Source organism: Mycobacterium sp. pUA109, from assembly GCF_041287095.1.
Taxonomy (GTDB): domain Bacteria; phylum Actinomycetota; class Actinomycetes; order Mycobacteriales; family Mycobacteriaceae; genus Mycobacterium.
On sequence record NZ_JBGGKS010000001.1, the window covers coordinates 388,080 to 410,634 of the forward strand.

The window sequence follows — 22,555 nt, forward strand, 5'->3', positions numbered from 1 at the left end:
ACCCACTTTGGCCAGCGCGCGTCAAGCAGTCTACGAGAGTAACAGCTGGCACCGGCAGCCCCGTAATGGTGAGGCGGCCGCCGACCCGCCGCAGCACCCTCAGCCAACGTTCAGGCGGCGGGCGTACAGTTCGAGTGGCTGGTTATATTGGCTAAGTAACGAGTTGTCCTCGTTCCCTCTCCACGTAAAAAGGGGTCTTAACATGGCGCGCACGCATAACGACACCTGGGATCTGGCCTCCAGCGTGGGCGCGACCGCCACCATGGTCGCCACGGCCCGCGCATTGGCCACCCGCGCCGAACACCCGCTGATCACCGACCAGTTCGCCGAGCCGCTGGTCCGCGCGGTCGGGGTGGACGTGTTCACCCGGTTGGCCACCGGCGAGCTCACCGCCGCCGACATCGCCACCGACGGGTCGGCCGGGCCGGGCCTGCAGCGGATGACCGACAACATGGCGGTGCGCACCAAGTTCTTCGACGAGTTCTTCACCGACGCGACCCGGGCCGGGATCCGGCAGGCGGTCATCCTGGCGGCCGGGCTGGACTCCCGGGCCTACCGGCTGGCCTGGCCCGCCGGCACCACGGTCTACGAAGTCGACCAGCCCGAGGTCATCGAGTTCAAGACCCGCACCCTGGCCGAGTGCGGCGCCGAGCCCACCGCGGATCGCCGCGCGGTGGCCATCGACTTGCGCAACGACTGGGCGGCCGCGCTGCGGACCGCGGGTTTCGACCCGGCGCAGCCCACCGCCTGGAGCGCCGAGGGGCTGTTGGGCTACCTGCCGCCGGAGGCGCAGGACCGCCTGCTGGACACCATCACCGCCCTGTCGGCACCCGGCAGCCGGTTCGCCACCGAAAGCACGCCGCGGCGCGATCCGGCCGAGCAGGAGGAGCGGGAAGCCAAGGTGCGCGAGCGCATGCAAAGCGTGGCCGAGCAGTGGCGCAACCATGGCCTGGATCTGGACCTGACCGAGCTGGTCTACTTCGGTGACCGCAATGAGGCCGCCGCCTACCTGGCCGATCACGGCTGGCAGGTCAGCGGCCACCGCGTCAACGACCTGTTCACCGCCAACGGGCTGGAGCCGTTGCCCGATGACGGCAGCGGTTTCACCGACCTGATGTATGTCAGCGGGGTCTTGGGGTCACGAGCATGACCCGTTCGGAAGGCGACAGCTGGGACCTGGCCTCCAGTGTGGGGGCGACGGCGACGATGGTCGCGGCCGCGCGGGCGTTGGCCAGCCGGGAAACCGACCCGCTCATCGAGGACCCGTACGCCGCGCCGCTGGTGCGCGCGGTCGGGGTCGACCTGTTCACCCGGATCGTCGACGGCGAGGTCGAACTGCCGGACGAGGACGCCGCCGCCGCGCCCCGGGTGATGACCGCCGTGATGGCGGTGCGCACCCGGTTCTTCGACGACTTTTTCACCGGTGCCGCCGACGCCGGGATCCGGCAGGCGGTGATCCTGGCGTCCGGGCTGGATTCCCGGGCCTACCGGTTGGCCTGGCCGGCGGGCAGCGTGGTCTACGAGATCGACCAGCCCAAGGTGATCGAGTTCAAGGCCGCCACCATGGCGTCGATCGGCGCAACCCCCACCGCCGAGTTGCGGCCGGTGAGCATCGATTTGCGCGACGACTGGCCGGCGGCGCTGCGGGGGGCCGGGTTCGACTCCTCCCAGCCCACCGCCTGGAGCGCCGAGGGGCTGCTGGCGTATCTGCCGCCGGAGGCGCAGGACCGGCTGTTCGACAACATCACCGCGTTGAGCGCGCCGGGCAGCCAACTGGCCACCGAATACCATCCCGACGGCGGCGCGGCGATGGCCGAACGCAGCCGGGCGATCGGCAACCACTGGCGCGAGCTCGGGTTCGACGTCAACCTGTCCGACCTGTTCTACACCGGTGAACGCAACCCGGCCGGGGATTACCTGCGCGATCGCGGCTGGGAGGTGGCCGCGCGCTCCCGGTCGGCGGTGTTCGCCGAGTACGGCCGCGCCTATCCCGACAGCGAATTGCTGGCGGCGATGCGTAATTCCATGTCCATCATCGCCACCTTGAGCTAGGAGCCGTCGCCGTGGCCCGTACCGATAACGACACTTGGGATCTGGCGTCCAGCGTGGGCGCCACCGCCACCATGGTTGCGGCCGGCCGCGCCATGGCGAGCAAGGATCCGCGCCAGCTGATCGACGATCCGTTCGCCGAGCCGTTGGTCCGTGCGGTGGGCGTGGACTTCTTCGTCAAGATGCTCGACGGCGACCTGGACCTGTCGCTGCTCGAGGACGCCGCCCCCAACCGGGTGCAGGCCATGATCGACGGGATGGCGGTGCGCACCAAGTATTTCGACGACTATTTCGTCGACGCCGCCGGCGCCGGGGTGCGCCAGGCGGTGATCCTGGCGTCCGGGCTGGATGCGCGGGCCTACCGGCTGGCGTGGCCCGCACAGACGGTGGTCTACGAGGTGGACCAGCCGCAGGTGATCGACTTCAAGACCGCCACCCTGGCCGGTCTGGGCGCCGAGCCCACCGCGACGCGACGCACCGTCGGCATCGACCTGCGCGGTGACTGGCCCGCGGCGCTGCGCGCGGCCGGGTTGGACACCGCCGCGCCGATCGCGTGGTTGGCCGAAGGGCTGTTGATCTACCTGCCGCCGGAGGCGCAGGACCGGCTGTTCGACAACATCACCGCGCTGTCGGTGCCGGGCAGCACCATCGCCACCGAATACGTGCCGGGCATCGCCGATTTCGACGCCGAGCAGGCCCGGGAGGCCTCCCGCCCGCTGCGCGACCACGGGGTGGACATCGATATGGCGTCGCTGGTGTACGCCGGTGAGCGCAATCATGTGGTGGACTACCTGGGCGCCAAAGGGTGGCAGGTGACCGGGGTGCCCCGCGCGGAGCTGTTCGTGCGCAACGGCCTGGAGGTGCCCGCGCCCGGCGACGACGATCCGCTCGGCGAGATCATCTTCATCTCCGGCACGTTGCGGTAGCCTGTCGCGTCTCCGCGCCGGGTCGCGTCTCCGCGCCGAACGTGCGCTCACGGCGGCTTTTTGGCCGAAATCCCGCCCTGGACGCACACTCGGCGACTAGCGGGCCACGCTCGGCGGCCTAACGGAACGCTCGGCGGCTAACGGGGTCGGTCGGCCAGTTCCCGGAAGCGGCCGTAGCGGTCCGCCGTCGCGCTGGCCCAGGCCGGGTCGGGGTCGACGGTCCGTTCGATGCCGGCCCAGCGGGCGGCGTCGGTCATCGACGACTCCAGGCCGACCGCCATCCGAGCCAAAAACGCCGCGCCCAGCGCGGCGCCTTCGGCCACGGCGGACACCTGCACCGGCCGGCCGGTGGCGTCGGCGAGGGCCTGCAGCCACGGCTGCACCCGGGTGCCGCCGCCGCTGGCGATGATCCGCGCCGCCGGCACCGCGCTGAGCTCGATGAGTTGGCGGACCACAAAACCCGACGCCTCGTAGGCGGCGCGGCGCAGTGCGGCCGCGTCGTGGGTGAGGTCCAGCCGGTCCAGCACGCCGCGCCGGTCCGGGTCGTGGTACGGGGTGCGCTCGCCGCGCAGGTACGGCGACCACACCGGTACCCGCCGCGGATCCACGGCGGCCGGATCCCCCGGCGCCAGCACCCGATCCACCCAGCCGAGGAACAGTCCGCCGGCGTTGCTGGCCCCGCCGATGCGGGATTTGCCGGGCGCGGTGTGCGGAATGGTCCACAACCCCGGCACCCGCGGCGTCCCGGGCGCGGTCACCCACACGATCAGGGTGGTGCCGCACAGCACCAGCACGTCGCCGTCGTGATCGGCGCCGGATACCAGCTGTTCGCACAGGGCGTCGATCGCCCCGACACCGAGCACGGTGTCGCCGCCGCGGACCCGTCCGACCGCGGTCCCGGCCGCGGCGACCGCGGGCATCGCCTCGACCGTCGCGCCGTGGTCGGCGCACGCCGGCTGGCTCCATCCGGTGCCGTCGAACAGCGGCAGCGACGTGTAGGCGGTGGCGAAATCGACCACCGCCTCCCCGGCCACCGCGTGATTGGCCACCGCCATCGCCGGCCAGTACCCGGCCGCCTCCGGGGCGGTAGCCGCCGTCCAGCGCACGAATTCGGCGGCCTCCCCGGTCGGCGGCAACGACGCGTCCGGGCGGGCCGGGACCCGGCCGCGGCAATCGCCGTAGAGCAGCCCGGGGGTCAGCGGCGTGCCCGCCGCGTCCACGGCGGTCAGCGAGGGCACCATCGCCGACACCGCCACCGCGGCCGCGTCGGGGCGGGCCAACCGGTCCAGCGCCGCGCGCGGGCCGCGCCGCCAGGCCGCCTCGGCGTCGTGCTCCAGCAGCTCCGGGGCCGGCACCCGCAGCTGATGCGGGATGCGGGCCCGCGCGGCCACCCGGCCGTGCTCGTCGACGGCCACCGCCTTGACGGCCGCGGTGCCGACGTCGATGCCGATCGTCACCGCTTCGCCCGACCCGGCCGTCACCGTGCGCTAACCCGACGGGCGGTCGGTGGCGGGGCCGCGCGGCGGCGCCGAACGCGGATCGTGCAGCAGCGCCCGCACCAGCGGGCGGGGCCCCACCGAGCGCAGCATCTGGCTGGCCGGGCGGACCCGGACCTTTTTCGGCCACCAGAACCAGCGGCCCAGCAGGGCGGCGATCGACGGGGTGATCAGCGAGCGCACCACCAACGTGTCGAACAACAACCCGATGCCGATCGTGGTGCCGAACTGGCCGATGGACCGCAGATCGCTGGTGATCATCGAGCCCATCGTGAAGGCGAACACCATGCCCGCGGCGGTCACCACCGGGCCGGTGCTGCCGATGCCGCGGATGATGCCGGTCTTCAATCCGGCGCCGATTTCCTCTTCGAACCGCGACACCAGCATCAGGTTGTAATCCGAGCCCACCGCCAACAGCACGATCAGGGCGAATTCCAGTGCCACCCAGTGCAGTTGGAAATGCAGAATATGCTGCCAGATCAGCGTGGAGAACCCGAAGGATGCGCCCAGCGACAACACGATGGTGCCGACGATCACGACCGCGGCGACCAGCGCCCGGGTGATCAGGACCATGATGATGAAGATCAGCATGATCGAGGCCACCGCCGCGATCAGCAGGTCGAATTCGGCGCCGTCGGCGATGTCCTTATAGGTCGCGGCGGTGCCGCCGAGTTCGATGTTGGCATCGGAGAGCGCGGTCAGCTTCAGCGCCTCGCGTGCCGCCTGCCGTTCGGCGTCGACGGTCGCGATGCCCTCGGTGGTCGCGGGGTCGACGGAGTGGGTGATGATGAACCGGGCCGCCTTGCCGTCCGGCGACACCATCAGGCTCAACCCCAGCTGGAAGTCCGAGTTGTCGAACACCTCCGGCGGCAGATAGAACGAGTCGTCCACCTTCGAATCGTCAAACGCCTGCCCCATCACGGAGTTGGTGTCCGTCAGCCGGTCGAACTGGGTCACCAGGCTGTTGAACGAGCTGTACATGGTCAGCGTGGTGTCCCTGATCGACTTCGAGACGTCGATCATCGGCGGGATCTGGGCGAGCAGCTGCGGCATCAGCTTGTCGATCGTGTCGAAGTCGGCGACCAGCGCCTCGGTGTTTTCGGCGAGTTTGTCGAAGCCGTCGAGCCCGTCGAACAGCGACCGCAGCGACCAGCACATCGGGATGTCGAAACAGTGCGGCTCCCAGTAGAAGTAGTTCCGCATCGGACGCCAGAAATCGTCGAAATCGGCGATGTGGTCCCGGACTTCCTTGGTGGTGTCTTCCAGCTTCCGCATGTCGCCCACCGTGGCGTGGGTGGCGTCGGTCAGCTGCCGCGTCAAATCGTAGGTGTGCTCCAGGATCCCGATCATGGTGTCCAGGTCGCCGGTGATCGTCATCAGGTCGGCCACCCGATCCTTGAGATATTGCAGGTTGTCCCGGATCGGCGCGCTTTGCACGCTGAGTTGAAAGGCGACCGACCCGTGTTCGATGGGCGGGCCGAGGGGCCGGGTGATGCTTTGCACCCGTTCGATACCCGGCAGCCGGAACAGGTTTTTGGCGACCCGGTCCAAGACCAGTAGGTCGGTCGGATTGCGTAGATCGTGGTCGGTTTCGATCATCAGCAGGTCGGGGTTGAGCCGGGCCTCGGAGAAATGCTGCCCGACCGCGTCGTAGGCCTCCTTGGAGGAGACGTCGTGGGGCAGGTAGTAGCGCTCGTTGTACAGCGGCTTGAACCCGGCCAGGCCCAACGCGCCCACCGCGGCCAGCCCCAGCGCCGAGGCCAGGATGGGTGCGGGCCAGCGCACGATGGCGGTGCCCAGCCGGCGCCAGCGCCGATAGTTGAACTCCCGCTTGGGGTCCAGCAGCCCGAAATGGCTGGCCACGGTCATCACCGCCGGCCCCAGCGTCAGCCCGATGATCATCACCACCAGCAGCCCGATCGAGCAGGGCACGCCCAGCGAGTTGAAGTAGGGCAGCCGGGTGAAGCGCAGGCAAAACGTCGCGGTGACAATGGTCAGACCCGAACCGACGATGACCTTGGTGACGCCGCTGAAGGTGTCGTAGTAGGCGGTTTCGCGGTCCATGCCGCCGCTGCGTCCTTCGTGGTAGCGGCCGAGCCGGAAGACCGCGTAGTCCGTTCCGGCCGCGATCGCCAGCGCGGTAAGCAGGTTGACCGCGAAGGTGGACAGCCCGATGATACCGTGCGCGGCCAGCAGCGCGATCACGCCCCGGCTGGTGGCGAGCTCGACGAAGACGACGAACAGCGTCAGCAGCACGCTGACGATCGAGCGGTACACGAACAGCAGCATGATCGTGATGACGACGACGGTGATCATCGTCATCTTGAGCATGCTTTTGTCACCGGCCTCGATGGTGTCCGCGGTCAGCGCGCCCTGACCGGCCACATAGGCCTTCACCCCTTGCGGCGGTTTCGAATTCGCCACGATCTTGCGAACCGAGTCCACCGACTTGTTGCCGCGGGCCCCGCCCTGGTTGCCGACCAAATACGCCTGGACATAGGCGGATTTGTGGTCAAAGCTCTCCACGCCCGATGACGTGAACCGGTGGCCCCAAAAGTCCAGGACATAGCGGATGTCGTCGGTGTCTTGCTTGAGCTGACGAACCAGGTCGTCGTAATACTTGTGGGCGTCCTCGCCCAGCGGCTGCTCACCGACGAGGGTGACCAAAACCAGGTTGTCGGAATCATATTCCTGGAATTTTTGGCCGATCCGCTTCATCCCGGACACCGACGGCGCCTCGGTGGGCGACAACGGCACCGAGGTCTCCGCGGCGATCTTCTCCAGTTGCGGCACGAACACGTTCAGCACGATCGCGAGCGCCAGCCACACCAGAATGATCGGTACCGCCAACAGACGGATTCTGCGGGCGAGCGGATGCTGGGGCGGCTCGTTATTCATGCGGATTTATCCAGGCACGAGATCTGGGCGTTGCGGGCGTGTGCGGACTGCTGATCGACGAGCCGGCCGTCCACCGTGATCCGACAGCCGATATAGCCGCTGTTGCCTTGGGCGACCACGTAGGCGAAGATGCCGGGCAGTCGCGCGGTGATCGTGCGCGACCACGGCAGCGTCGTGAAACTTTCCTGCCGGGGCTGGGCCTTTTCGTCCATCCAGTTGACCACGCCGACCGTGCCGGGCGGGCCGACGATCTCATACGTGGCGCTTTTGGCGGCATACGGCGGCGTCATACTGCGCGGGTCGAGCCGGGACGAACTGGTGATCGGGAAGATCCCATGCAGCCGGTAGACGGCGAAGCCGCCGATGGCCAGCGCCAACACCACCACGAGTGGCACCCATCGCCGCTTCAGCAGATTCACCACGGGAACCCCCTAGTTCGGGTGGAACGGGCCTCCGATCGTCGCTCCGCAGTAAGCACTCCGTACACGTTAACGGACCGCGGTCCTCTACGCGCGGGCATCCCTCGGATCGGTGCCAGATGTCACAGCGACGCCTGGCCTCGAACCGCAAACGTGGATAGCGCAGACTCAGCAGATGGCCTTCGTGACCCGCGCCTTGGTGACCGCCCCGCTGCGGGGTGAGGGATTCGACAAGCTGCGCCGGCTGGTCGACGTGGTCTATGACCCGTGGATCGAGGCGGCCCCGCTGCGGATCTACACCCCCGAGCAGCTGGCCGACCGCGTCCGCGCGGAGGCCGCCGACCTGCTGGTGACCGAAAGCGACATGGTGGCCGGGCCGGTGCTCGATTGCGGGCTGCGGGCGATCGCCGCCACCCGCGGGGACCCCACCAACGTCGACGTCGCCGCCGCCACCGCGGCCGGAATCCCGGTGCTGCACACCCCGAGCCGCAACGCCAACGCGGTCGCCGAGATGACGGTCGCGTTGCTGCTGGCCGCCACCCGGCACCTGCTGGTCGCCGACGCCGACGTGCGGGCCGGGGAGACGTTCCGCGACGGCACCATCCCCTATCAGCGGTTCCGCGGCTGGGAGATCGCCGGCGCGACGGCCGGGCTGATCGGCCTGGGCGCGGTGGGGCGGGCGCTGCGCTGGCGCCTCACCGGCCTGGGCCTGCGGGTGATCGCCCACGACCCGTACAACGACGAGGCGCGCCACACCCTCGACGAGGTACTCGCCGAATCCGACATCGTGTCGCTGCACGCCCCGGTCACCGACGACACCGTCGGGCTGATCGGGACGCGGCAATTCGCCGCCATGCGGGACGGGGTGGTCTTCCTCAACACCGCCCGGGCCCAATTGCACGACACCGACGCGTTGGTCGGCGCGCTGCGCAGCGGCAAAGTGGCCGCCGCCGGGCTGGATCATTTCGCCGGGGAGTGGCTGCCGGCCGACCACCCGCTGGCGACCATGCCCAACGTGGTGCTGACCCCGCATATCGGCGGGGCCACCTGGAACACCGAGGCCCGGCAGGCGCAGATGGTGGCCGACGACCTCGAAGTGCTGGCAGCGGGCGGCACGCCCGCCCGCCTCGTCAACCCGGAGGTGCTGAGCTGATGAGATTCGTCGAGGATCCGGAGGCCGCGGTGCTGGCCGCGGCCCAGGACATGCTGCGCCGCGGCCTGGTGGAGGGCACCGCCGGTAATATCTCGGCCCGCCGCGCGGACGGCAACCTGGTCATCACCCCGTCCTCGGTCGACTACGCCGCGATGACGCTGCAGGATCTGGTGCTGGTCGACCCCGACGGCGCGGTGCTGCACGCGGCCGACGGCCGGTCGCCGTCCACCGAGATGCAGCTGCACCTGGCGTGTTTCGCCGCGTTCGACGACATCGGTGCCGTGATCCACAGCCACCCGGTGTGGGCCACCATGTTCGCTGTTGCGCACCAACCGATTCCGGCCTGCCTCGACGAGTTCGCGGTGTACTGCGGCGGGGATATCCGCTGCGCCGCCTACGCCGCGTCGGGCACCCCGCAGGTCGGTGCGAACGCGGTGGCGGCCCTGCGGGGGCGGGCGGCCGCGCTGATCGCCAACCACGGCATGGTGGCGGTGGCGCCGCGCCCGGACAAGGCCCTGCACGTGACCGCGCTGGTGGAGCGCACCGCCCAGATCGTCTGGGGGGCACGGGCGTTGGGCGGGCCGGTGCCGCTGCCCGACGACGTCAACGCCGGCTTCGCCGGGATCTACAGCTATCTGCGGGCCAACCCGATGTAGCGCGGCTACAGCCGTGACTCCCCCAGCCACAGCACGCTGGCACCGGACAGCGCCCGGTCGGCCTGGTCGACCATCCCGAGCACCGAGCGGACCAGCAGCGCCCCGACCGCGTCGGGCAGCGACGCCGCCGCCGGCTGCGACGACGGGCGCGGCCGCAGGAACTCCCACAGCGACGACCCCGGGTAGCTGAAGGTGCGCACCTCGGCGTCGGGGTCCAGCCCGGCCAGCACCTTAGCGCGGCGGATCGCGGCGCGCAGCCCGCCGAGTTCGTCGACCAGGTGGTGCTGCAGCGCGTCGGCGCCGGTCCACACCCGGCCGCGGGCCACCTTGTCAACGGCCTCGGTGGACAGCTTGCGGCCCTCGGCCACCCGCGCCACGAAATCGTCGTAGAACAGGTCGGCTTCGGCCTCCACCTGGGCCTGCTGGTCGGCGGTGAACGGGGCGTTGATCGACCAGGCGTCGGCGTTGGCGTTGGTGCGCACCGTGTCGCTGCCGACCCCGAGCCGGTCCTTGAGTTCGCGGGCGATCAGCTTGCCGGTCATCACCCCGATCGAGCCGGTGATGGTGCCGGGGTTGGCCACGATCGTGTCGGCGCCGGCGGAGATGTAGTAGCCGCCGGAGGCGGCCACCGACCCCATCGACGCCACCACCGGTTTCCCGGATTCGCGGGCCTTGGCGACGGCCCGCCAGATGGTCTCCGATCCGGTGACCGAGCCGCCGGGGCTGTCCACCCGCAGCACGATGGCCGCCACCTCGTCGGCGGCGGCCGCCTCCCGCAACGACGCGGCGATGGTGTCCCCGCCGACACCGGAGTTGCCGAACGGCAGCAGTTGCCGCCCGCCGCGGCCGCTGACGATGGGCCCGGCGACGGTGACCACCGCGATCGCGGGTTTGGGTTTGCGGCCCGGCAGGCTGGCCACCCGCAGCCCCGGGCGGTCGGCGGTGGCGTGCGCGTACCGCGACAGGTACAGCCGCGGCGGGGCGCTGGGATCCGAGTCGGCGTCGCCCATATCCGGTGAAATCCCTTCGGCGCCCACCAGTTCGGCGATCCGCGCGTAGGCCTGGTCGCGGAAGCCGATCCGGTCGATCAGCCCGGCGTCCACCGCGTCGTCGCGCAGCAGCGGCGCCCGGTCAGCCAGCGCGTCCACCGCCGCGGGGTCCAGGCCGCGCGACTCGGCGACGGCTTGGCGCACCTGGGTGTGCAGGCTTTCCACCAGCGCGGTGTCGGCCTCGCGGTGCGCGTCGGTGTAGCTGTCCTGCGTGAAAAGGTTTGCCGCCGACTTGTATTCGCCGCGCGCGACGAACTGGGCCTCGATGCCCACCTTCTCCAGCGCGGTGCGCAAAAACATGGCGTTGGTGGCGAACCCGATCAACCCGACGGTGCCGGACGGCTGCAGCCACACCTCGCCGAAGGCCGACGCCAGGTAGTACGACAGGGTGCCCGGATAGGTTTCGGCCCACGCCACCGACGGCTTGGCGGCGGTGAACGCCGCGATCGCGTCCCGCAGCTCCTGCACCGGCCCGACCGCCGCGGCCGGCAGCTGCACCCGGGCGATCAGCCCCGCCACCCGCGGATCCGCGGCGGCGCGGTGGAGGGCGGCGACAACGTCGCGCAGCACCGGGGGCCGCCCACCGGCGTTGAGAATCGCCAGCGGATCCAGGCCGCCGGTCTCGTGCGGCACCGCCTGCAGGTCCAGTTCCAGGACGCAGCCGCCCGGCACCCCGCGGTGCCGGGCGGTATCGACCCGGCGCACCACCGCACGCAGCTCGTCGAGGCCGGGGACGTCGGGCAGCAACGCAAACATGATTTGAGCCTACCGACGCCCGACGTACCGTGGTCGGGTGCGGTTCGCGATCTCAATCCCCCAACTGGATGCCACCGGCGTCGACGCCGCCGGGCTGCGGGCGTATCTGGCCCGCGCCGAGGACCTCGGGTTCGACGGCGGCTGGACCCTCGAGCAGGTGGTCGGCGAGGCGCCGCTGCTGGCGCCGCTGGAGCTGCTGGCGTATGCGGCGGCCTGCACCGAGCGGCTGCGGCTGGGGGTGGCGGTGCTGGTGACCTCGCTGCACGACCCGCTGCAGCTGGCCTCGGCGGTGACCGCGGTGGATCGGCTCAGCCACGGCCGGCTGGATCTGGGGGTCGCGCCCGGCGGCGGGTCCCGCAAATTCGCCGCGTTCGGGGTGGAGCCGACGACGTTTGTGGCCAGCTTCACCGAGGGCCTGGCAGTGATGAAGGCGGCCTGGTCCGACGCGCCGTGGGTGACCTTCCACGGCCGGTTCCGCACCGTCGAGGACCTGGCGATCCAGCCCAAACCGGTGCAGCGCCCGCACCCACCGATCTGGTTCGGCGGGCACGCGCCGGCGGCGCTGGCCCGGGCGGTGCGCCACGGCGACGCGTTCCTGGGCGCCGGGTCGTCGACGACGGCCAGCTTCGCCGCCGAGGTGGTGGGGCTGCGCCGCGAACTCGACGCGCAGGGCAAGGACCCGGCCGGGTTCACCCTCGGCAAGCGGGTGTACCTGATGGTCGACGACGACGCCGACCGCGCCCGGCAGCGGGTGCTGGCCGGGGTGCAGCGCATCTACGGCGGTCGGCTGCGCGACGCCGAGGCGGTGCCGGTAGCCGGGACCCCCGACGACGTCGCCCGCGGGCTGCATGAGGTGATCGACGCCGGCGCGCAGATGATCCTGCTCAACCCGGTCGGCGCCGACGTCGCCGAGGACCGTGAGCAGATGGAACGGCTGGCCGCCGAGGTGCTGCCGCGGTTGCGTTGATTTCTTTTCCGCGAGCGTGCGTGTCCCCGGCCGCCACGCCGGGGCATTTCCCGTTTTTGCGCACGCTCGCGCCGGCGACGGCGGTATAAACACCCGATGGTGCTCAAGGTCGCGGTGTCGCCGGACCTGGTCGGCGGCGACGCCGACGAGGGCTACGGCCGCGTCGCCGACGCATTCCGGGCCAACTTCGCCCGCGGGCGCGAAATCGGCGCCGCCGTCGCCGTCTACCGCGACGGCGTCAAGGTCGTCGACCTGTGGGGCGGCTACCGCAACGGCCGCACCCGGGAGCCGTGGCAGCGCGACACCAAGGTCAACATGTTCTCGTCGACCAAAGGCGTTGCCGCCCTGGCGGTTGCGGTCGCGGTATCGCGGGGCTTGTTCGGCTACGACGACACCGTGGCCGACCACTGGCCCGAGTTCGCCGCAGCCGGCAAGGGCGAGGTGACCGTGCGGCAGCTGCTTGGCCATCAGGCCGGGCTGTGCACGCTGAAACCCGCACCCACCGTGCGCGATGTCGCCGACCCGGCCCGATTGTCGACGATCCTCGCGGCCCAGAAGCCGGCCTGGCCGCCCGGTACCCGGCACGGCTACCACGCGATCACGTTGGGCTGGTATGAATCCGAGCTGATCCGCCGCACCGATCCGGCCGGCCGCACCTTGGGTCGGTTCCTGGCCGACGAGATCGCCGCACCGCTCGGGCTGGATCTGCATATCGGGCTGCCGGAGTCGGTGCGCCGCGACCGGGTGGCGCACCTGCACCACTGGAAGCGCGCGGAATCGCTGCTGCACCTCACCACGTTGCCGCCCCCGCTGGTAGCGGCGTCGTTGAACCCGGTCGGCCTACTGGCCCGGGCCGGGACCCTGCCGCGCGGCGTCGAAGCGTGGGCGGGCGACTACAACCGCGACGACGTGCGTGCCATCGAGATCCCGTCGGCCAATGGGATCGCAACCGCAGCGGCGCTGGCCCAGCTGTACGGCAGCGCGGCGACCGGGGGCGCCGCGCTGGGGCTGACGCCGGCCGTGGTTGACGAGCTCACCGCGACCCCCGCCCCGCCCCGACGCGGCCTTCGTGACCGGGTGCTGCACGTCGACGTCGTCTACTCGCTGGGCTTGTGTAAACCGACCCCGATGTGCCTGTTCGGCTCGTCCGATAACGCCTTCGGCACGCCGGGTTTCGGTGGCTCGTTCGGGTTCGCCGACCCGGACACCGGGACCGGGTACGCCTACCTGATGAACCGGTTGGGTTTTCACCTGTGCAGCGATCCCCGAGAACTCGCGCTGCGCCAAGCGTTGTTCGGTGACGTGCTGGGGGCGCGCCCCCAGACGTAGCGACCCTGCAATTAGGGCGCCCAGAATGCAATGAGGGCGGGATTCCGATCAGGATTCCCGCCCTCAGCGCAGTTTCGGCGCGTCAAAAAGGCTACAGCTCGGTGACCGAACCGCCGGCGGCGGTGATCTTCTCCCGGGCGCTGCCGCTGAACTTGTGCGCGGTGACGTCGGCCTTGACCGCGATCTTGCCGTCGCCGAGCACCTTCACCAGGGTGTTCTTGCGCACCGCCCCCTTGGCCACCAGCTCGTCGACGCCGATGGTGCCACCCTCGGGGAACAACCGGCCGATGTCGCCGACGTTGACGACCGCGTATTCGGTGCGGAACCGGTTACGGAACCCCTTGAGCTTGGGCAGCCGCATGTGGATCGGCATCTGCCCGCCCTCGAAGGTGACCGGCACGTTCTTGCGGGCCTTGGTGCCCTTGGTGCCGCGGCCCGCGGTTTTACCCTTGGAGCCCTCACCGCGACCCACCCGGGTGCGCTTGGTCTTGGACCCGGGCGCGGGCGCCAGGTCATGCAGTTTGATGGTCATCAGGCCTCCTCAACCTCGACCAGGTGGTGGACCACCTTGATCAGGCCACGGGTCTGGGGGTTGTCCTCACGCACCACCGACTGGCGGATCTTGCGCAGCCCCAGGGTGCGCAGGCTCTCGCGCTGCTTCCAGCGGGCGCCGATGGTGCTGCGCACCTGGGTGATCTTGAGGTCTGCCATGGTCTATGCCGTTCCCTCTCGCGCGGCGGCGGCCGCCAGCGCTTCGCTCTCCCGTCGGGCCTTGAGCATGCCCGCCGGCGCGACGTCCTCGATCGGCAGACCGCGTCGGGCCGCGACCTCCTCGGGACGCTGCAGCATCTTGAGCGCGGCCACCGTGGCGTGCACCACGTTGATCGCGTTGTCGCTGCCCAGCGACTTGGACAAAATGTCGCGCACCCCAGCGCATTCCAGCACCGCACGAGCGGCGCCGCCGGCGATCACCCCGGTACCGGGGCTGGCCGGACGCAGCAGCACCACACCGGCGGCGGCCTCACCCTGCACCGGGTGGGTGATGGTGCCACCGATCAGCGGCACCCGGAAGAAGCCCTTGCGGGCCTCCTCCACACCCTTGGCGATCGCGGCCGGAACTTCCTTGGCCTTGCCGTAGCCGACGCCGACCATGCCGTTACCGTCGCCGACGATCACCAGCGCGGTGAAGCTGAACCGACGACCACCCTTGACCACCTTGGAGACCCGGTTGATGTTGACAACCCGCTCCAGGTAGTTGCTCTTGTCGCCGTCGCGGCCGCGGCCGCCGTCGCGCCGGCCGCCGTCACGCCGCCCGCGCCCCTCAGACTCGCCGCGGGTGCCGCCCTGCGCCGTAGTCGCCTGCTCGGGACCCGCTGCCCCGGTCGGCTGCTCCGCCATCATGCGGTCCTTCCGTTATCAGTCATCAGAATGCCAATCCGCCCTCGCGCGCCGCGTCGGCCAGCGCCGCGATCCGCCCGCCGTAGGTGTAGCCACCCCGGTCGAACACCACGGTGTCGATGCCGGCGGCCTTGGCCCGCTCGGCGATCAGCTGGCCGACCCGCACGCTGTGGGCCTTCTTGTCGCCCTCCACCGCACGCACGTCGGCTTCGATGGACGACGCCGCCGCCAGGGTGGTGCCGGTCAGGTCGTCGACCAGCTGCACGTGGATGTGCCGCGACGACCGGTGCACCACCAGCCGGGGCCGCTGGGCGGTACCCGAGATCTTTTTGCGCAGCCGGGCGTGCCGCCGCAACCGCGAGGTGCGCCGGGCCGCGGAGACGCTCTGCCCCACCGGCTTGCGCGCGACGGTGCCTGCCTGTGATTGCGCCATGACTACTTACCTGTCTTTCCGACCTTGCGGCGGACCTGCTCGCCCTCGTAGCGCACACCCTTGCCCTTGTACGGGTCGGGGCGGCGCAGGCGGCGGATGTTCGCCGAGATCTGGCCGACCTTCTGCTTGTCGATGCCCGAGATGGAGAACTTGGTGGGGGTCTCCACCGCGAACGTGATGCCCTCGGGGGCCTCGATCACCACCGGGTGGCTGTAGCCCAGCGCGAACTCCAGGGTGGAGCCCTTGAGGGCCACCCGGTAGCCGACGCCGAAGATCTCCATCTTGGTGGTGTAGCCCTCGGTGACCCCGGTGACCAGGTTGGCCACCAGCGTGCGCGACAGCCCGTGCAGCGACCGGCTGCGCCGCTCGTCGTCGGGGCGGGTCACCACGATGGCGCCGTCGTCGTCCCGCGCCACCCGGATCGGCTCGGCCACCGCCAGCCCCAGGGTGCCCTTGGGTCCCTTGACCGACACGTTCTGGCCGTCGATCGTCACGTCGACCCCGGCCGGAACCGGGATCGGCTGCTTACCAATACGCGACATAGCTCTAGCTCTCCCTCACCACACGTACGCGAGGACTTCGCCGCCCACGCCCTGCCTGGCTGCCTGACGGTCGGTGAGCAGACCCGAGGAGGTGGAGATGATGGCCACGCCCAGGCCACCGAGCACCCGCGGCAGGTTGGTCGATTTGGCGTACACCCGCAGACCCGGTTTGGAGATGCGGCGCAAGCCGGCCAGGCTGCGCTCCCGGTTCGGGCCGTACTTGAGGTTCACCACCAGCGCCTTGCCCACCCGAGCATCCTCGACGTGGTAGTCGCTGATGTAACCCTCCCGCTTGAGGATCTCGGCGATGTTGGCCTTGATCTTCGAGTGCGGCAGCGTCACCTCATCGTGGTACGCCGAGTTGGCGTTGCGCAGACGCGTCAAAAAGTCTGCGATGGGGTCCGTCATCGTCATGACTGAGGTGTCACCTTCCTCGCAGTGGTTCCCATCCCGGGCCTACCGCGCTTCACCAGCTGCTCTTCTGCACACCGGGCAGCTCACCGGCGTGCGCCATCTCGCGCAAGCAGATACGGCACAGCCCGAACTTGCGGTACACCGCGTGCGGGCGACCGCACTTGCTGCACCGGGTGTAGGCGCGGACCGCAAACTTGGGCTTGCGCTGCGCCTTGTTAACCAGAGCCTTTTTCGCCATCTGATCAGTTCTCCTTGAACGGGAAGCCGAGGGCCCGCAATAGCGCCCGTCCTTCGTCGTCGTTCGTCGCCGAGGTGACGACGGTGATGTCCATACCGCGGGTCCGGTCGATGGAGTCCACGTCGATCTCGTGGAACACCGACTGCTCGTTGAGCCCGAAGGTGTAGTTGCCCGAGCCGTCGAACTGCTTGGGCGACAGGCCGCGGAAGTCGCGGATACGCGGCAGCGCAATCGAGGTGAGCCGGTCCAGGAACTCCCACATCCGGTCGCCGCGCAGCGTCACCCGGGCGCCGATCGGCATCCCCTCGCGCAGTTTGAACTGGGCGATGGACTTGCGGGCCTTCCGGATCTCCGGCTTCTGCCCGGTGATCAGGGACAGATCGTTGACCGCGCCGTTGATCAGCTTGGCGTCCCGGGCGGCGTCGCCGACACCCATGTTGACGACCACCTTCACCACGCTCGGGATCTGCATCACGTTGGCGTAGTTGAACTCTTTGTTCAGCGCGTCGCGGATCTCTTCGCGGTAGCGCACCTTCAGCCGGGGCTGGGTCTTTTCTGCCGTCGTCATCGCTAGATGTCCTTGCCGTTGCGCTTGGAGATGCGGACCTTCTTACCGGTCTCCTCGTCCACCCGGTAGCCGACCCGGGTGGGGTTGCCGTCGGAGTCGACGATCATCACGTTCGACACGTGGATCGGGGCCTCCTGGGTGACGATGCCACCGGACTGCGCGCCGCGCTCGTTGCGCGAGACCGCGGTGTGCTTCTTGATCCGGTTGACGCCTTCGACCAGCACCTTGTTGCGGGTCGGGAAGGCCCTGAGCACCTTGCCCTTGGCGCCCTTGTCCTTGCCGGCAATGACCAGCACGGTGTCGCCCTTGTGGATTTTCATCTACAACACCTCCGGGGCCAGCGAGACGATCTTCATGAAGCGCTTCTCGCGCAGTTCCCGGCCGACCGGGCCGAAGATGCGGGTTCCGCGCGGGTCGTTGTCGGGCTTGATGATCACCGCGGCGTTCTCGTCGAACTTGATGTAGCTACCGTCGGCGCGGCGCCGCTCCTTGACGGTGCGCACCACCACCGCCTTGACGACATCGCCACGCTTGACGTTGCCCCCGGGGATGGCGTCCTTGACGGTCGCCACAATGACATCGCCGATGCCGGCGTAGCGCCGCGACGAGCCACCGAGCACCCGGATGCACAAGATCTCCTTGGCACCCGTATTGTCGGCGACCTTCAGCCGCGATTCCTGCTGAATCACTCGATCTCCTCGGCGTGGTTAACGTGTGCACGGCAGACGGATGCCAACTCGGCCTGTCATGCGCGGTCTTCATCGCCGAAGGGCACGCGGGGCCGACTCGCGCCGGCCGAGGTCTGCCCACGGCAACCCCTAGAGTCTAGGGGATCACCTGCTCAGCGCCAAATTGTGGGCGATCACGCCACGCAGCGGAACCCGATATGGGTGGTGGCGGTGTCCTGGGACTGCGGGGAGCGCGCCGCCGGCCGGTAGCGATGGCAGTACTCCGGCGCGCACAGGTGCGAGCCGCCCTTGAGCGTTTGGCTGATGCTCGGGTCGGCGGGACCGGCCGGTGCGCAGCAGCCCTTCGGCGGCCGGTCCGGCCGGTGCTGGGCCGTGTATTCGGTGGCGGTCCATTCCCACACGTTGCCGATCATGTCGAGCAGGCCGAAGCCGTTCGGCGCGAACCGGCCCACCGGCGAGGTGCCCACCCAGCCGTCGGCGCCGTCGTTGCGGTACGGGAAGCGGCCCTGCCAGGTGTTGGCCATCAGCCGCCCGCCGCGGGTGGGCTCGTCGCCCCACGGGTAGGTGGTGGTGGTGCCGCCGCGCGCCGCGTACTCCCATTCGGCCTCGCTGGGCAGCCGCCGCCCGGCCCAGCGGGCGTAGGCGGCGGCGTCGGGGTAGGCCACCTGCACCACCGGGTGGTCGGGTTTGTCGGTGCTGTCGCTGCCGGGTCCCTGCGGGTGCCGCCAGCTGGCGCCGGGCTGCCAAGCCCACCACTGTCGCCAGTCCCGCAGATCCACCGGGCCCGACGTCGGGGTGAACACCAGGGCTCCGGGTTGCAGGTCCGCCGGGTCCACCCCGGGGTACAAGCTGGCGTCGATCGGCTGCTCGGCCACGGTGATGTAGCCGGTGTCGGCCACGAACGCGGCGAACTGCGCGTTGGTGACCGGATGACGCTCCACCGCGAACGCCGCCACCGACGCGGTGTGGATCGGCGCCTCGTCGGGATAGAAGCTGGTCGACCCCATCCGGAACGCCCCGCCGGGCACCTCGACGAGTTCGGTCAGCATGACTTCAGGGTAGGGGCGGCGCCTCAGTCCCGCGCGAACGCCGCCGCCAGCTCCGTTTCTACGTCGAGGTAGGGCTGGCCGCTGAGGTCCACGGTCACGTCGAGGATGCGGCCGCCGACGAACGCGAACGGCGCCCGATACGCCGAGGACACCGCCTGCCCGGTGTTGCGTCCCACGCTGACGCCGCCACCGGCCAGCGCGAACGCGCCGGGTTGGGTGACCATGTCGGGCGCGGTGGCGACGACGACGTCGTCGACGTACAGGGCCGCCTCCCCGACCGGGGTGTGGCTGCCCTCCACCGTCCCGGTGCGCTGGTAGCGCACCCCGAAGATGTGCTCCCCCACCGGCATCGGGTCCGGCGCGGACAGCCACTGTTCCCGCTCGCCGAGGAAGTTGTAGACGTAGTGCAGCCGCCCGCCGGCGATGAACAGCACGTGCCCGCCGTGCCGCGCGCCCTGTTTGAACAGCACACCGGCCGCGTCGGCGTCGTCGACGACGACCCGGGCCAGCACCGCGAAGGATTGGCCGCGCAACTCCACGCAGGCGCCCAGCGGCACCTCGGCGGTGTGCGGATAGTAGGTGTAGCTGGTGCGGTCGCCGGCCAGGTACGGCCGCCACCGCATCGCGGTCTCCAGGATGTTGAGGTCGGCCAGCGGCAGGCCGTGGTACTTGGCCGCCTCGGCGAACCACAGCTTTTGCAGCTCCTCGAGTCGGTCCGGCTCGTCGGCGGCACGGTCGTGCAGTTGGCTGCGGTCGGCGTCGAGGTGGTACAGCTCCCAGCGGTCGGCGTCGAAGTGCCCCCAGCCGGCCGGCGAGGCGGCGTGCACGGTGTTGGCGAACCAGCCCCGATGCCAGATCCCGCGGGTGCCCAGCATGGTGTAGAACTGGGTTTGCTTACCGGTCGCGGCCTGCGGATCGGCAAGCGCCGCTTTGAAACTCACCCCTTCCAGCGGTTTTTGTGGGATGCCGCGGACCGTCGCCGGCGGGGTCAGGCCGAGCAGGTCGTAGATGGTCGGGGTCACGTCGCAGACGTTGATGTAGGTGTCGCGGACCTCGCCGCGGGCGCTGATGCCGTTGGGCCAGCAGATGATTGCCGGGTCGGCGATGCCGCCCTCGTGGGAGGCGTACCGCTTGTAGAGCTTGTAGGGCGTGTTGAACGCCATCGCCCACCCGATCGGGTAGTGGTTGTAGGTTTGTGGCCCGCCGAGTTCGTCGAACAGCTTCATCGCCTCCTCGACGGTGTCGAGGTAGCCGTTGAAGAATTTGTTCTCGTTGGGTGACCCGTTGGGCCCGCCCTCGCCGCTGGCCCCGTTGTCGGAGATCACCACCACGATCGTGTTGTCGAGCTGGCCGGATTCCTCCAGATAGTCCAGGATCCGGCCGATCTGGGCATCGGTGTAGCTCAGGAAGCCGGCGAACACCTCGGCCATCCGGGCAAACAGCCGCTGCTCGTCGTCGCCCAGGCTGTCCCAGGGCCGCACGGTGTCCAGCGCCGGCCACGGCTGACCGTCGGCGCTGGTGGCGTCGAGGTAGGGGTTGATCGGCGACAGCTCGGTGTCCGGCGGCACCAGCCCGAGCCGCTTCTGGTTGTCCAGCACGATCTCGCGGTACCGCTCATACCCCATGTCGAATCGTCCGGCGTAGCGGTCGGCCCACTCGGTGAAGACGTGGTGCGGGGCGTGCCCGGCGCCCGGGCACACGTAGGAAAACCACGGCTTGTCGGGGGCGATCACCTTGGCGTCGCGGATGAATTCGATTGTCTTGTCGGCGATGTCCTTCGACAGGTGATATCCGTCGTCGGGGGTGGCCGGCGGGTCGACGCGGTGGTTGTCGTACACCAGGTCGGGGTACCACTGGTTGGTCTCACCGCCCAGGAAACCGTAGAACCGTTCGAATCCGCGCGACAGCGGCCAATGTCGTTTGGTCGCCGCCAGATTGCACTCCTCCAGCGGGGTCAGATGCCACTTGCCCACGCAGTAGGTGTTCCAGCCGTGTTCGGCGAGCACCTCGGACAGCAGGGCGGTCTGGTGCGGGATGCGGCCGCTGCAATTGGGGAAGCCGTCGGTGAATTCCTCGATGGTGGCCATGCCGACGCTGGTGGGGTTGCGACCGGTCAGCAGCGCCGCCCGGGTCGGGGAGCACAGCGCGGTGGTGTGAAACTGCGACAGCCGCACCCCGCGTTCGGCGAGGCGGGACATGTTCGGCATGTCCACCAGCCCGCCGAAGCAGTCCCAGGTCGCGATGCCGACGTCATCCCAGACCAGGTAGAGGATGTTCGGCGCGCCGTCGGGCGCGGTGGGTGCGGCGAACGGACCCCAATCCGGTTCGGAATCCCGGATGTCCAGTTCGATGTTGCCGCTGAATTCGCTTGGCATCGCCCGCTCCGCTCACGCAGCCCCCGAACGTCGGAGACTACACCCGCGACGCGGGCGGCGGAACGCGGTTCAGCCTTGTTTAGCTCGGCTTACCCCCGCGCGAGCGTGCGCAAACCCGGTAACGGGTCCGGCGTGTCGACCGGGGACACGCACGCTCGCGCCAGGTCCGGACTTACTTGGCTTTTTCGAGGATCTCGACCAGCCGCCAGCGCTTAGTGGCCGACAGCGGACGGGTCTCCATCAACGACACCCGGTCGCCGATGCCGGCGTCACCGTTCTCGTCGTGCGCCTTCACCTTCTTGGTGGTGCGGATGATCTTGCCGTACAGCGGGTGCTTCACCCGGTCTTCCAGCTCGACCACGATGGTCTTCTGCATCTTGTCGCTGACCACGTAGCCGATCGCGGTCTTACGCCGACCGCGCGGCTTCTCGGTGCGGGGGGTGTGCTTGGGGCCTTTCTCCTGCGGAGCGGTCTTCGACCCGGCCTTCGCCTCTGCCATTACGATTCCTCACCATCGGGTCCGGACGCCAGACCCAGCTCACGTTCACGCAACACGGTGTAGATGCGGGCGATCTCCCGTCGCACCACACGCAGGCGCCGGTTGTTGTTGAGCTGCCCGGTCGCCATCTGGAAACGCAGGTTGAACAGCTCCTCTTTCGATTCGCGCAACCGCTCCACCAGCTCGTCGTCGCTCAGCTCACGCAGTTCGCCGGCGGCCACTCCCACTGCCATCAGAACTGCTCCTCTCGGGTCACGATGCGCGCCTTGATCGGCAACTTGTGGATCGCGCGGGTCAGCGCGGCCCGTGCGGTCGCCTCGTTGGGGTAGCTGAGCTCGAACAGCACCCGGCCCGGCTTGACGTTGGCCACCCACCATTCCGGCGAACCCTTACCCGAACCCATCCGGGTCTCGGCGGGCTTCTTGGTCAACGGGCGGTCCGGGAAGATGTTGATCCACACCTTGCCGCCACGTTTGATGTGCCGGTTGATCGCGATACGCGCCGACTCGATCTGCCGGTTGGTGATGTAGGCGTGCTCCAGCGCCTGGATGCCGTAATCACCGAAGCTCACCTGGGTGCCACCGCTGGCGATGCCCCGTTGTTTCGGGTGGTGCTGCTTGCGGTGCTTGACCTTGCGGGGAATCAACATGAT

26 protein-coding genes are annotated in these 22,555 nt (G+C 69.5%); 7 read left to right on the top strand and 19 right to left on the bottom strand.

Annotated features, from left to right (window positions below; all coding sequences use genetic code 11):
• Positions 1 to 202: 202 nt before the first annotated feature.
• From ACAG26_RS01975 to ACAG26_RS01985, 3 genes are read left to right on the top strand one after another with little or no spacing between them, the layout of a single operon-like run.
• On the top strand, positions 203 to 1,150 hold the full coding sequence (locus ACAG26_RS01975) for a class I SAM-dependent methyltransferase (RefSeq protein ID WP_370478667.1): 948 nt from the start codon (positions 203 to 205) through the stop codon (positions 1,148 to 1,150).
• Positions 1,147 to 2,052 carry a class I SAM-dependent methyltransferase gene (locus ACAG26_RS01980; RefSeq protein ID WP_370478669.1) on the top strand — a complete coding sequence of 302 codons (906 nt, stop codon included), beginning with the start codon at positions 1,147 to 1,149 and terminating at the stop codon, positions 2,050 to 2,052. The genes ACAG26_RS01975 and ACAG26_RS01980 overlap by 4 nt, the downstream gene beginning before the upstream one ends.
• Positions 2,053 to 2,063: 11 nt before the next feature.
• Positions 2,064 to 2,975 carry a class I SAM-dependent methyltransferase gene (locus ACAG26_RS01985; RefSeq protein ID WP_370478672.1) on the top strand — a complete coding sequence of 304 codons (912 nt, stop codon included), beginning with the start codon at positions 2,064 to 2,066 and terminating at the stop codon, positions 2,973 to 2,975.
• A 137-nt stretch (positions 2,976 to 3,112) separates the two neighbouring features.
• Here ACAG26_RS01985 and ACAG26_RS01990 read toward each other — a convergent pair whose 3' ends face one another.
• Genes ACAG26_RS01990 through ACAG26_RS02000 form a run of 3 tightly spaced genes read right to left on the bottom strand, consistent with a single transcriptional unit; the run spans position 3,113 to position 7,788 of the window.
• On the bottom strand, positions 3,113 to 4,456 hold the full coding sequence (locus ACAG26_RS01990) for an FGGY-family carbohydrate kinase (protein WP_370478674.1): 1,344 nt from the start codon (positions 4,454 to 4,456) through the stop codon (positions 3,113 to 3,115).
• Positions 4,457 to 4,462: 6 nt separating this feature from the next.
• On the bottom strand, positions 4,463 to 7,369 hold the full coding sequence (locus ACAG26_RS01995) for an RND family transporter (RefSeq protein ID WP_370478676.1): 2,907 nt from the start codon (positions 7,367 to 7,369) through the stop codon (positions 4,463 to 4,465).
• Positions 7,366 to 7,788: an MmpS family transport accessory protein gene (locus ACAG26_RS02000; protein WP_370478849.1), complete on the bottom strand. Its 423-nt coding sequence runs from the start codon at positions 7,786 to 7,788 to the stop codon at positions 7,366 to 7,368. Before ACAG26_RS02000 ends, ACAG26_RS01995 begins: the two co-directional genes overlap by 4 nt.
• A gap of 175 nt (positions 7,789 to 7,963) precedes the next feature.
• Between ACAG26_RS02000 and ACAG26_RS02005 the strand changes: the two genes are divergently transcribed.
• Both ACAG26_RS02005 and ACAG26_RS02010 read left to right on the top strand, forming a co-directional pair.
• The gene (locus tag ACAG26_RS02005; RefSeq protein WP_370478679.1) at positions 7,964 to 8,941 is read left to right on the top strand and encodes an NAD(P)-dependent oxidoreductase; all 978 of its coding nucleotides are present in this window, start codon (positions 7,964 to 7,966) and stop codon (positions 8,939 to 8,941) included.
• Positions 8,941 to 9,597 carry an L-fuculose-phosphate aldolase gene (locus ACAG26_RS02010; protein ID WP_370478681.1) on the top strand — a complete coding sequence of 219 codons (657 nt, stop codon included), beginning with the start codon at positions 8,941 to 8,943 and terminating at the stop codon, positions 9,595 to 9,597. Before ACAG26_RS02005 ends, ACAG26_RS02010 begins: the two co-directional genes overlap by 1 nt.
• A 5-nt stretch (positions 9,598 to 9,602) precedes the next feature.
• On the opposite strand, the gene sppA is transcribed toward ACAG26_RS02010, so the two are convergent.
• Positions 9,603 to 11,402 (bottom strand): signal peptide peptidase SppA, encoded by a 1,800-nt coding sequence (gene sppA, locus ACAG26_RS02015; protein ID WP_370478683.1) that lies wholly within the window; start codon positions 11,400 to 11,402, stop codon positions 9,603 to 9,605.
• 37 nt (positions 11,403 to 11,439) lie between these two features.
• Here sppA and ACAG26_RS02020 point away from each other — a divergent pair, with 37 nt between their 5' ends.
• A complete protein-coding gene (locus ACAG26_RS02020) occupies positions 11,440 to 12,369 on the top strand; it encodes an LLM class flavin-dependent oxidoreductase (protein WP_370478685.1) in 930 nt (309 codons plus the stop codon).
• Between the two features lie 96 nt (positions 12,370 to 12,465).
• Entirely contained in the window at positions 12,466 to 13,698 is a 1,233-nt protein-coding gene (locus ACAG26_RS02025; protein WP_370478687.1) for a serine hydrolase domain-containing protein, read from the top strand.
• A gap of 91 nt (positions 13,699 to 13,789) precedes the next feature.
• Here the strand turns inward: ACAG26_RS02025 and rplO are convergent, their stop codons facing one another.
• The 15 genes from rplO to rplP form a co-directional block, all read right to left on the bottom strand.
• The gene (gene rplO / locus ACAG26_RS02030; RefSeq protein ID WP_370478689.1) at positions 13,790 to 14,230 is read right to left on the bottom strand and encodes a 50S ribosomal protein L15; all 441 of its coding nucleotides are present in this window, start codon (positions 14,228 to 14,230) and stop codon (positions 13,790 to 13,792) included.
• On the bottom strand, positions 14,230 to 14,409 hold the full coding sequence (gene rpmD, locus ACAG26_RS02035; protein ID WP_370478691.1) for a 50S ribosomal protein L30: 180 nt from the start codon (positions 14,407 to 14,409) through the stop codon (positions 14,230 to 14,232). Before rpmD ends, rplO begins: the two co-directional genes overlap by 1 nt.
• Before the next feature lie 3 nt (positions 14,410 to 14,412).
• Positions 14,413 to 15,096: a 30S ribosomal protein S5 gene (gene rpsE / locus ACAG26_RS02040; RefSeq protein ID WP_083341852.1), complete on the bottom strand. Its 684-nt coding sequence runs from the start codon at positions 15,094 to 15,096 to the stop codon at positions 14,413 to 14,415.
• A 25-nt stretch (positions 15,097 to 15,121) separates the two neighbouring features.
• Positions 15,122 to 15,490, bottom strand: coding sequence for a 50S ribosomal protein L18 (gene rplR, locus ACAG26_RS02045; protein ID WP_370478852.1), 369 nt, complete (start codon positions 15,488 to 15,490; stop codon positions 15,122 to 15,124).
• A 41-nt stretch (positions 15,491 to 15,531) separates the two neighbouring features.
• The gene (rplF, locus tag ACAG26_RS02050; protein ID WP_071027873.1) at positions 15,532 to 16,071 is read right to left on the bottom strand and encodes a 50S ribosomal protein L6; all 540 of its coding nucleotides are present in this window, start codon (positions 16,069 to 16,071) and stop codon (positions 15,532 to 15,534) included.
• A 15-nt stretch (positions 16,072 to 16,086) separates the two neighbouring features.
• Complete coding sequence (rpsH, locus tag ACAG26_RS02055) at positions 16,087 to 16,485, bottom strand: 30S ribosomal protein S8 (RefSeq protein ID WP_071027871.1); 399 nt, start codon at positions 16,483 to 16,485, stop codon at positions 16,087 to 16,089.
• A gap of 52 nt (positions 16,486 to 16,537) precedes the next feature.
• Complete coding sequence (locus ACAG26_RS02060; protein WP_071027869.1) at positions 16,538 to 16,723, bottom strand: type Z 30S ribosomal protein S14; 186 nt, start codon at positions 16,721 to 16,723, stop codon at positions 16,538 to 16,540.
• A 4-nt stretch (positions 16,724 to 16,727) separates the two neighbouring features.
• Positions 16,728 to 17,291: a 50S ribosomal protein L5 gene (gene rplE, locus ACAG26_RS02065; RefSeq protein ID WP_370478697.1), complete on the bottom strand. Its 564-nt coding sequence runs from the start codon at positions 17,289 to 17,291 to the stop codon at positions 16,728 to 16,730.
• A 2-nt stretch (positions 17,292 to 17,293) separates the two neighbouring features.
• The gene (gene rplX / locus ACAG26_RS02070) at positions 17,294 to 17,611 is read right to left on the bottom strand and encodes a 50S ribosomal protein L24 (protein ID WP_370478699.1); all 318 of its coding nucleotides are present in this window, start codon (positions 17,609 to 17,611) and stop codon (positions 17,294 to 17,296) included.
• Positions 17,612 to 17,980, bottom strand: coding sequence for a 50S ribosomal protein L14 (rplN, locus tag ACAG26_RS02075; protein WP_067091049.1), 369 nt, complete (start codon positions 17,978 to 17,980; stop codon positions 17,612 to 17,614). It lies immediately after the preceding gene.
• A gap of 173 nt (positions 17,981 to 18,153) precedes the next feature.
• Positions 18,154 to 19,029: a formylglycine-generating enzyme family protein gene (locus ACAG26_RS02080; protein ID WP_370478703.1), complete on the bottom strand. Its 876-nt coding sequence runs from the start codon at positions 19,027 to 19,029 to the stop codon at positions 18,154 to 18,156.
• A gap of 23 nt (positions 19,030 to 19,052) precedes the next feature.
• On the bottom strand, positions 19,053 to 21,404 hold the full coding sequence (locus ACAG26_RS02085) for an arylsulfatase (protein WP_370478706.1): 2,352 nt from the start codon (positions 21,402 to 21,404) through the stop codon (positions 19,053 to 19,055).
• 172 nt (positions 21,405 to 21,576) lie between these two features.
• A complete protein-coding gene (gene rpsQ / locus ACAG26_RS02090; RefSeq protein ID WP_370478708.1) occupies positions 21,577 to 21,903 on the bottom strand; it encodes a 30S ribosomal protein S17 in 327 nt (108 codons plus the stop codon).
• Positions 21,903 to 22,136 (bottom strand): 50S ribosomal protein L29, encoded by a 234-nt coding sequence (rpmC, locus tag ACAG26_RS02095; RefSeq protein WP_071027858.1) that lies wholly within the window; start codon positions 22,134 to 22,136, stop codon positions 21,903 to 21,905. The genes rpsQ and rpmC overlap by 1 nt, the downstream gene beginning before the upstream one ends.
• Positions 22,136 to 22,552, bottom strand: coding sequence for a 50S ribosomal protein L16 (gene rplP, locus ACAG26_RS02100; RefSeq protein ID WP_071027856.1), 417 nt, complete (start codon positions 22,550 to 22,552; stop codon positions 22,136 to 22,138). The genes rpmC and rplP overlap by 1 nt, the downstream gene beginning before the upstream one ends.
• Positions 22,553 to 22,555: the final 3 nt, after the last annotated feature.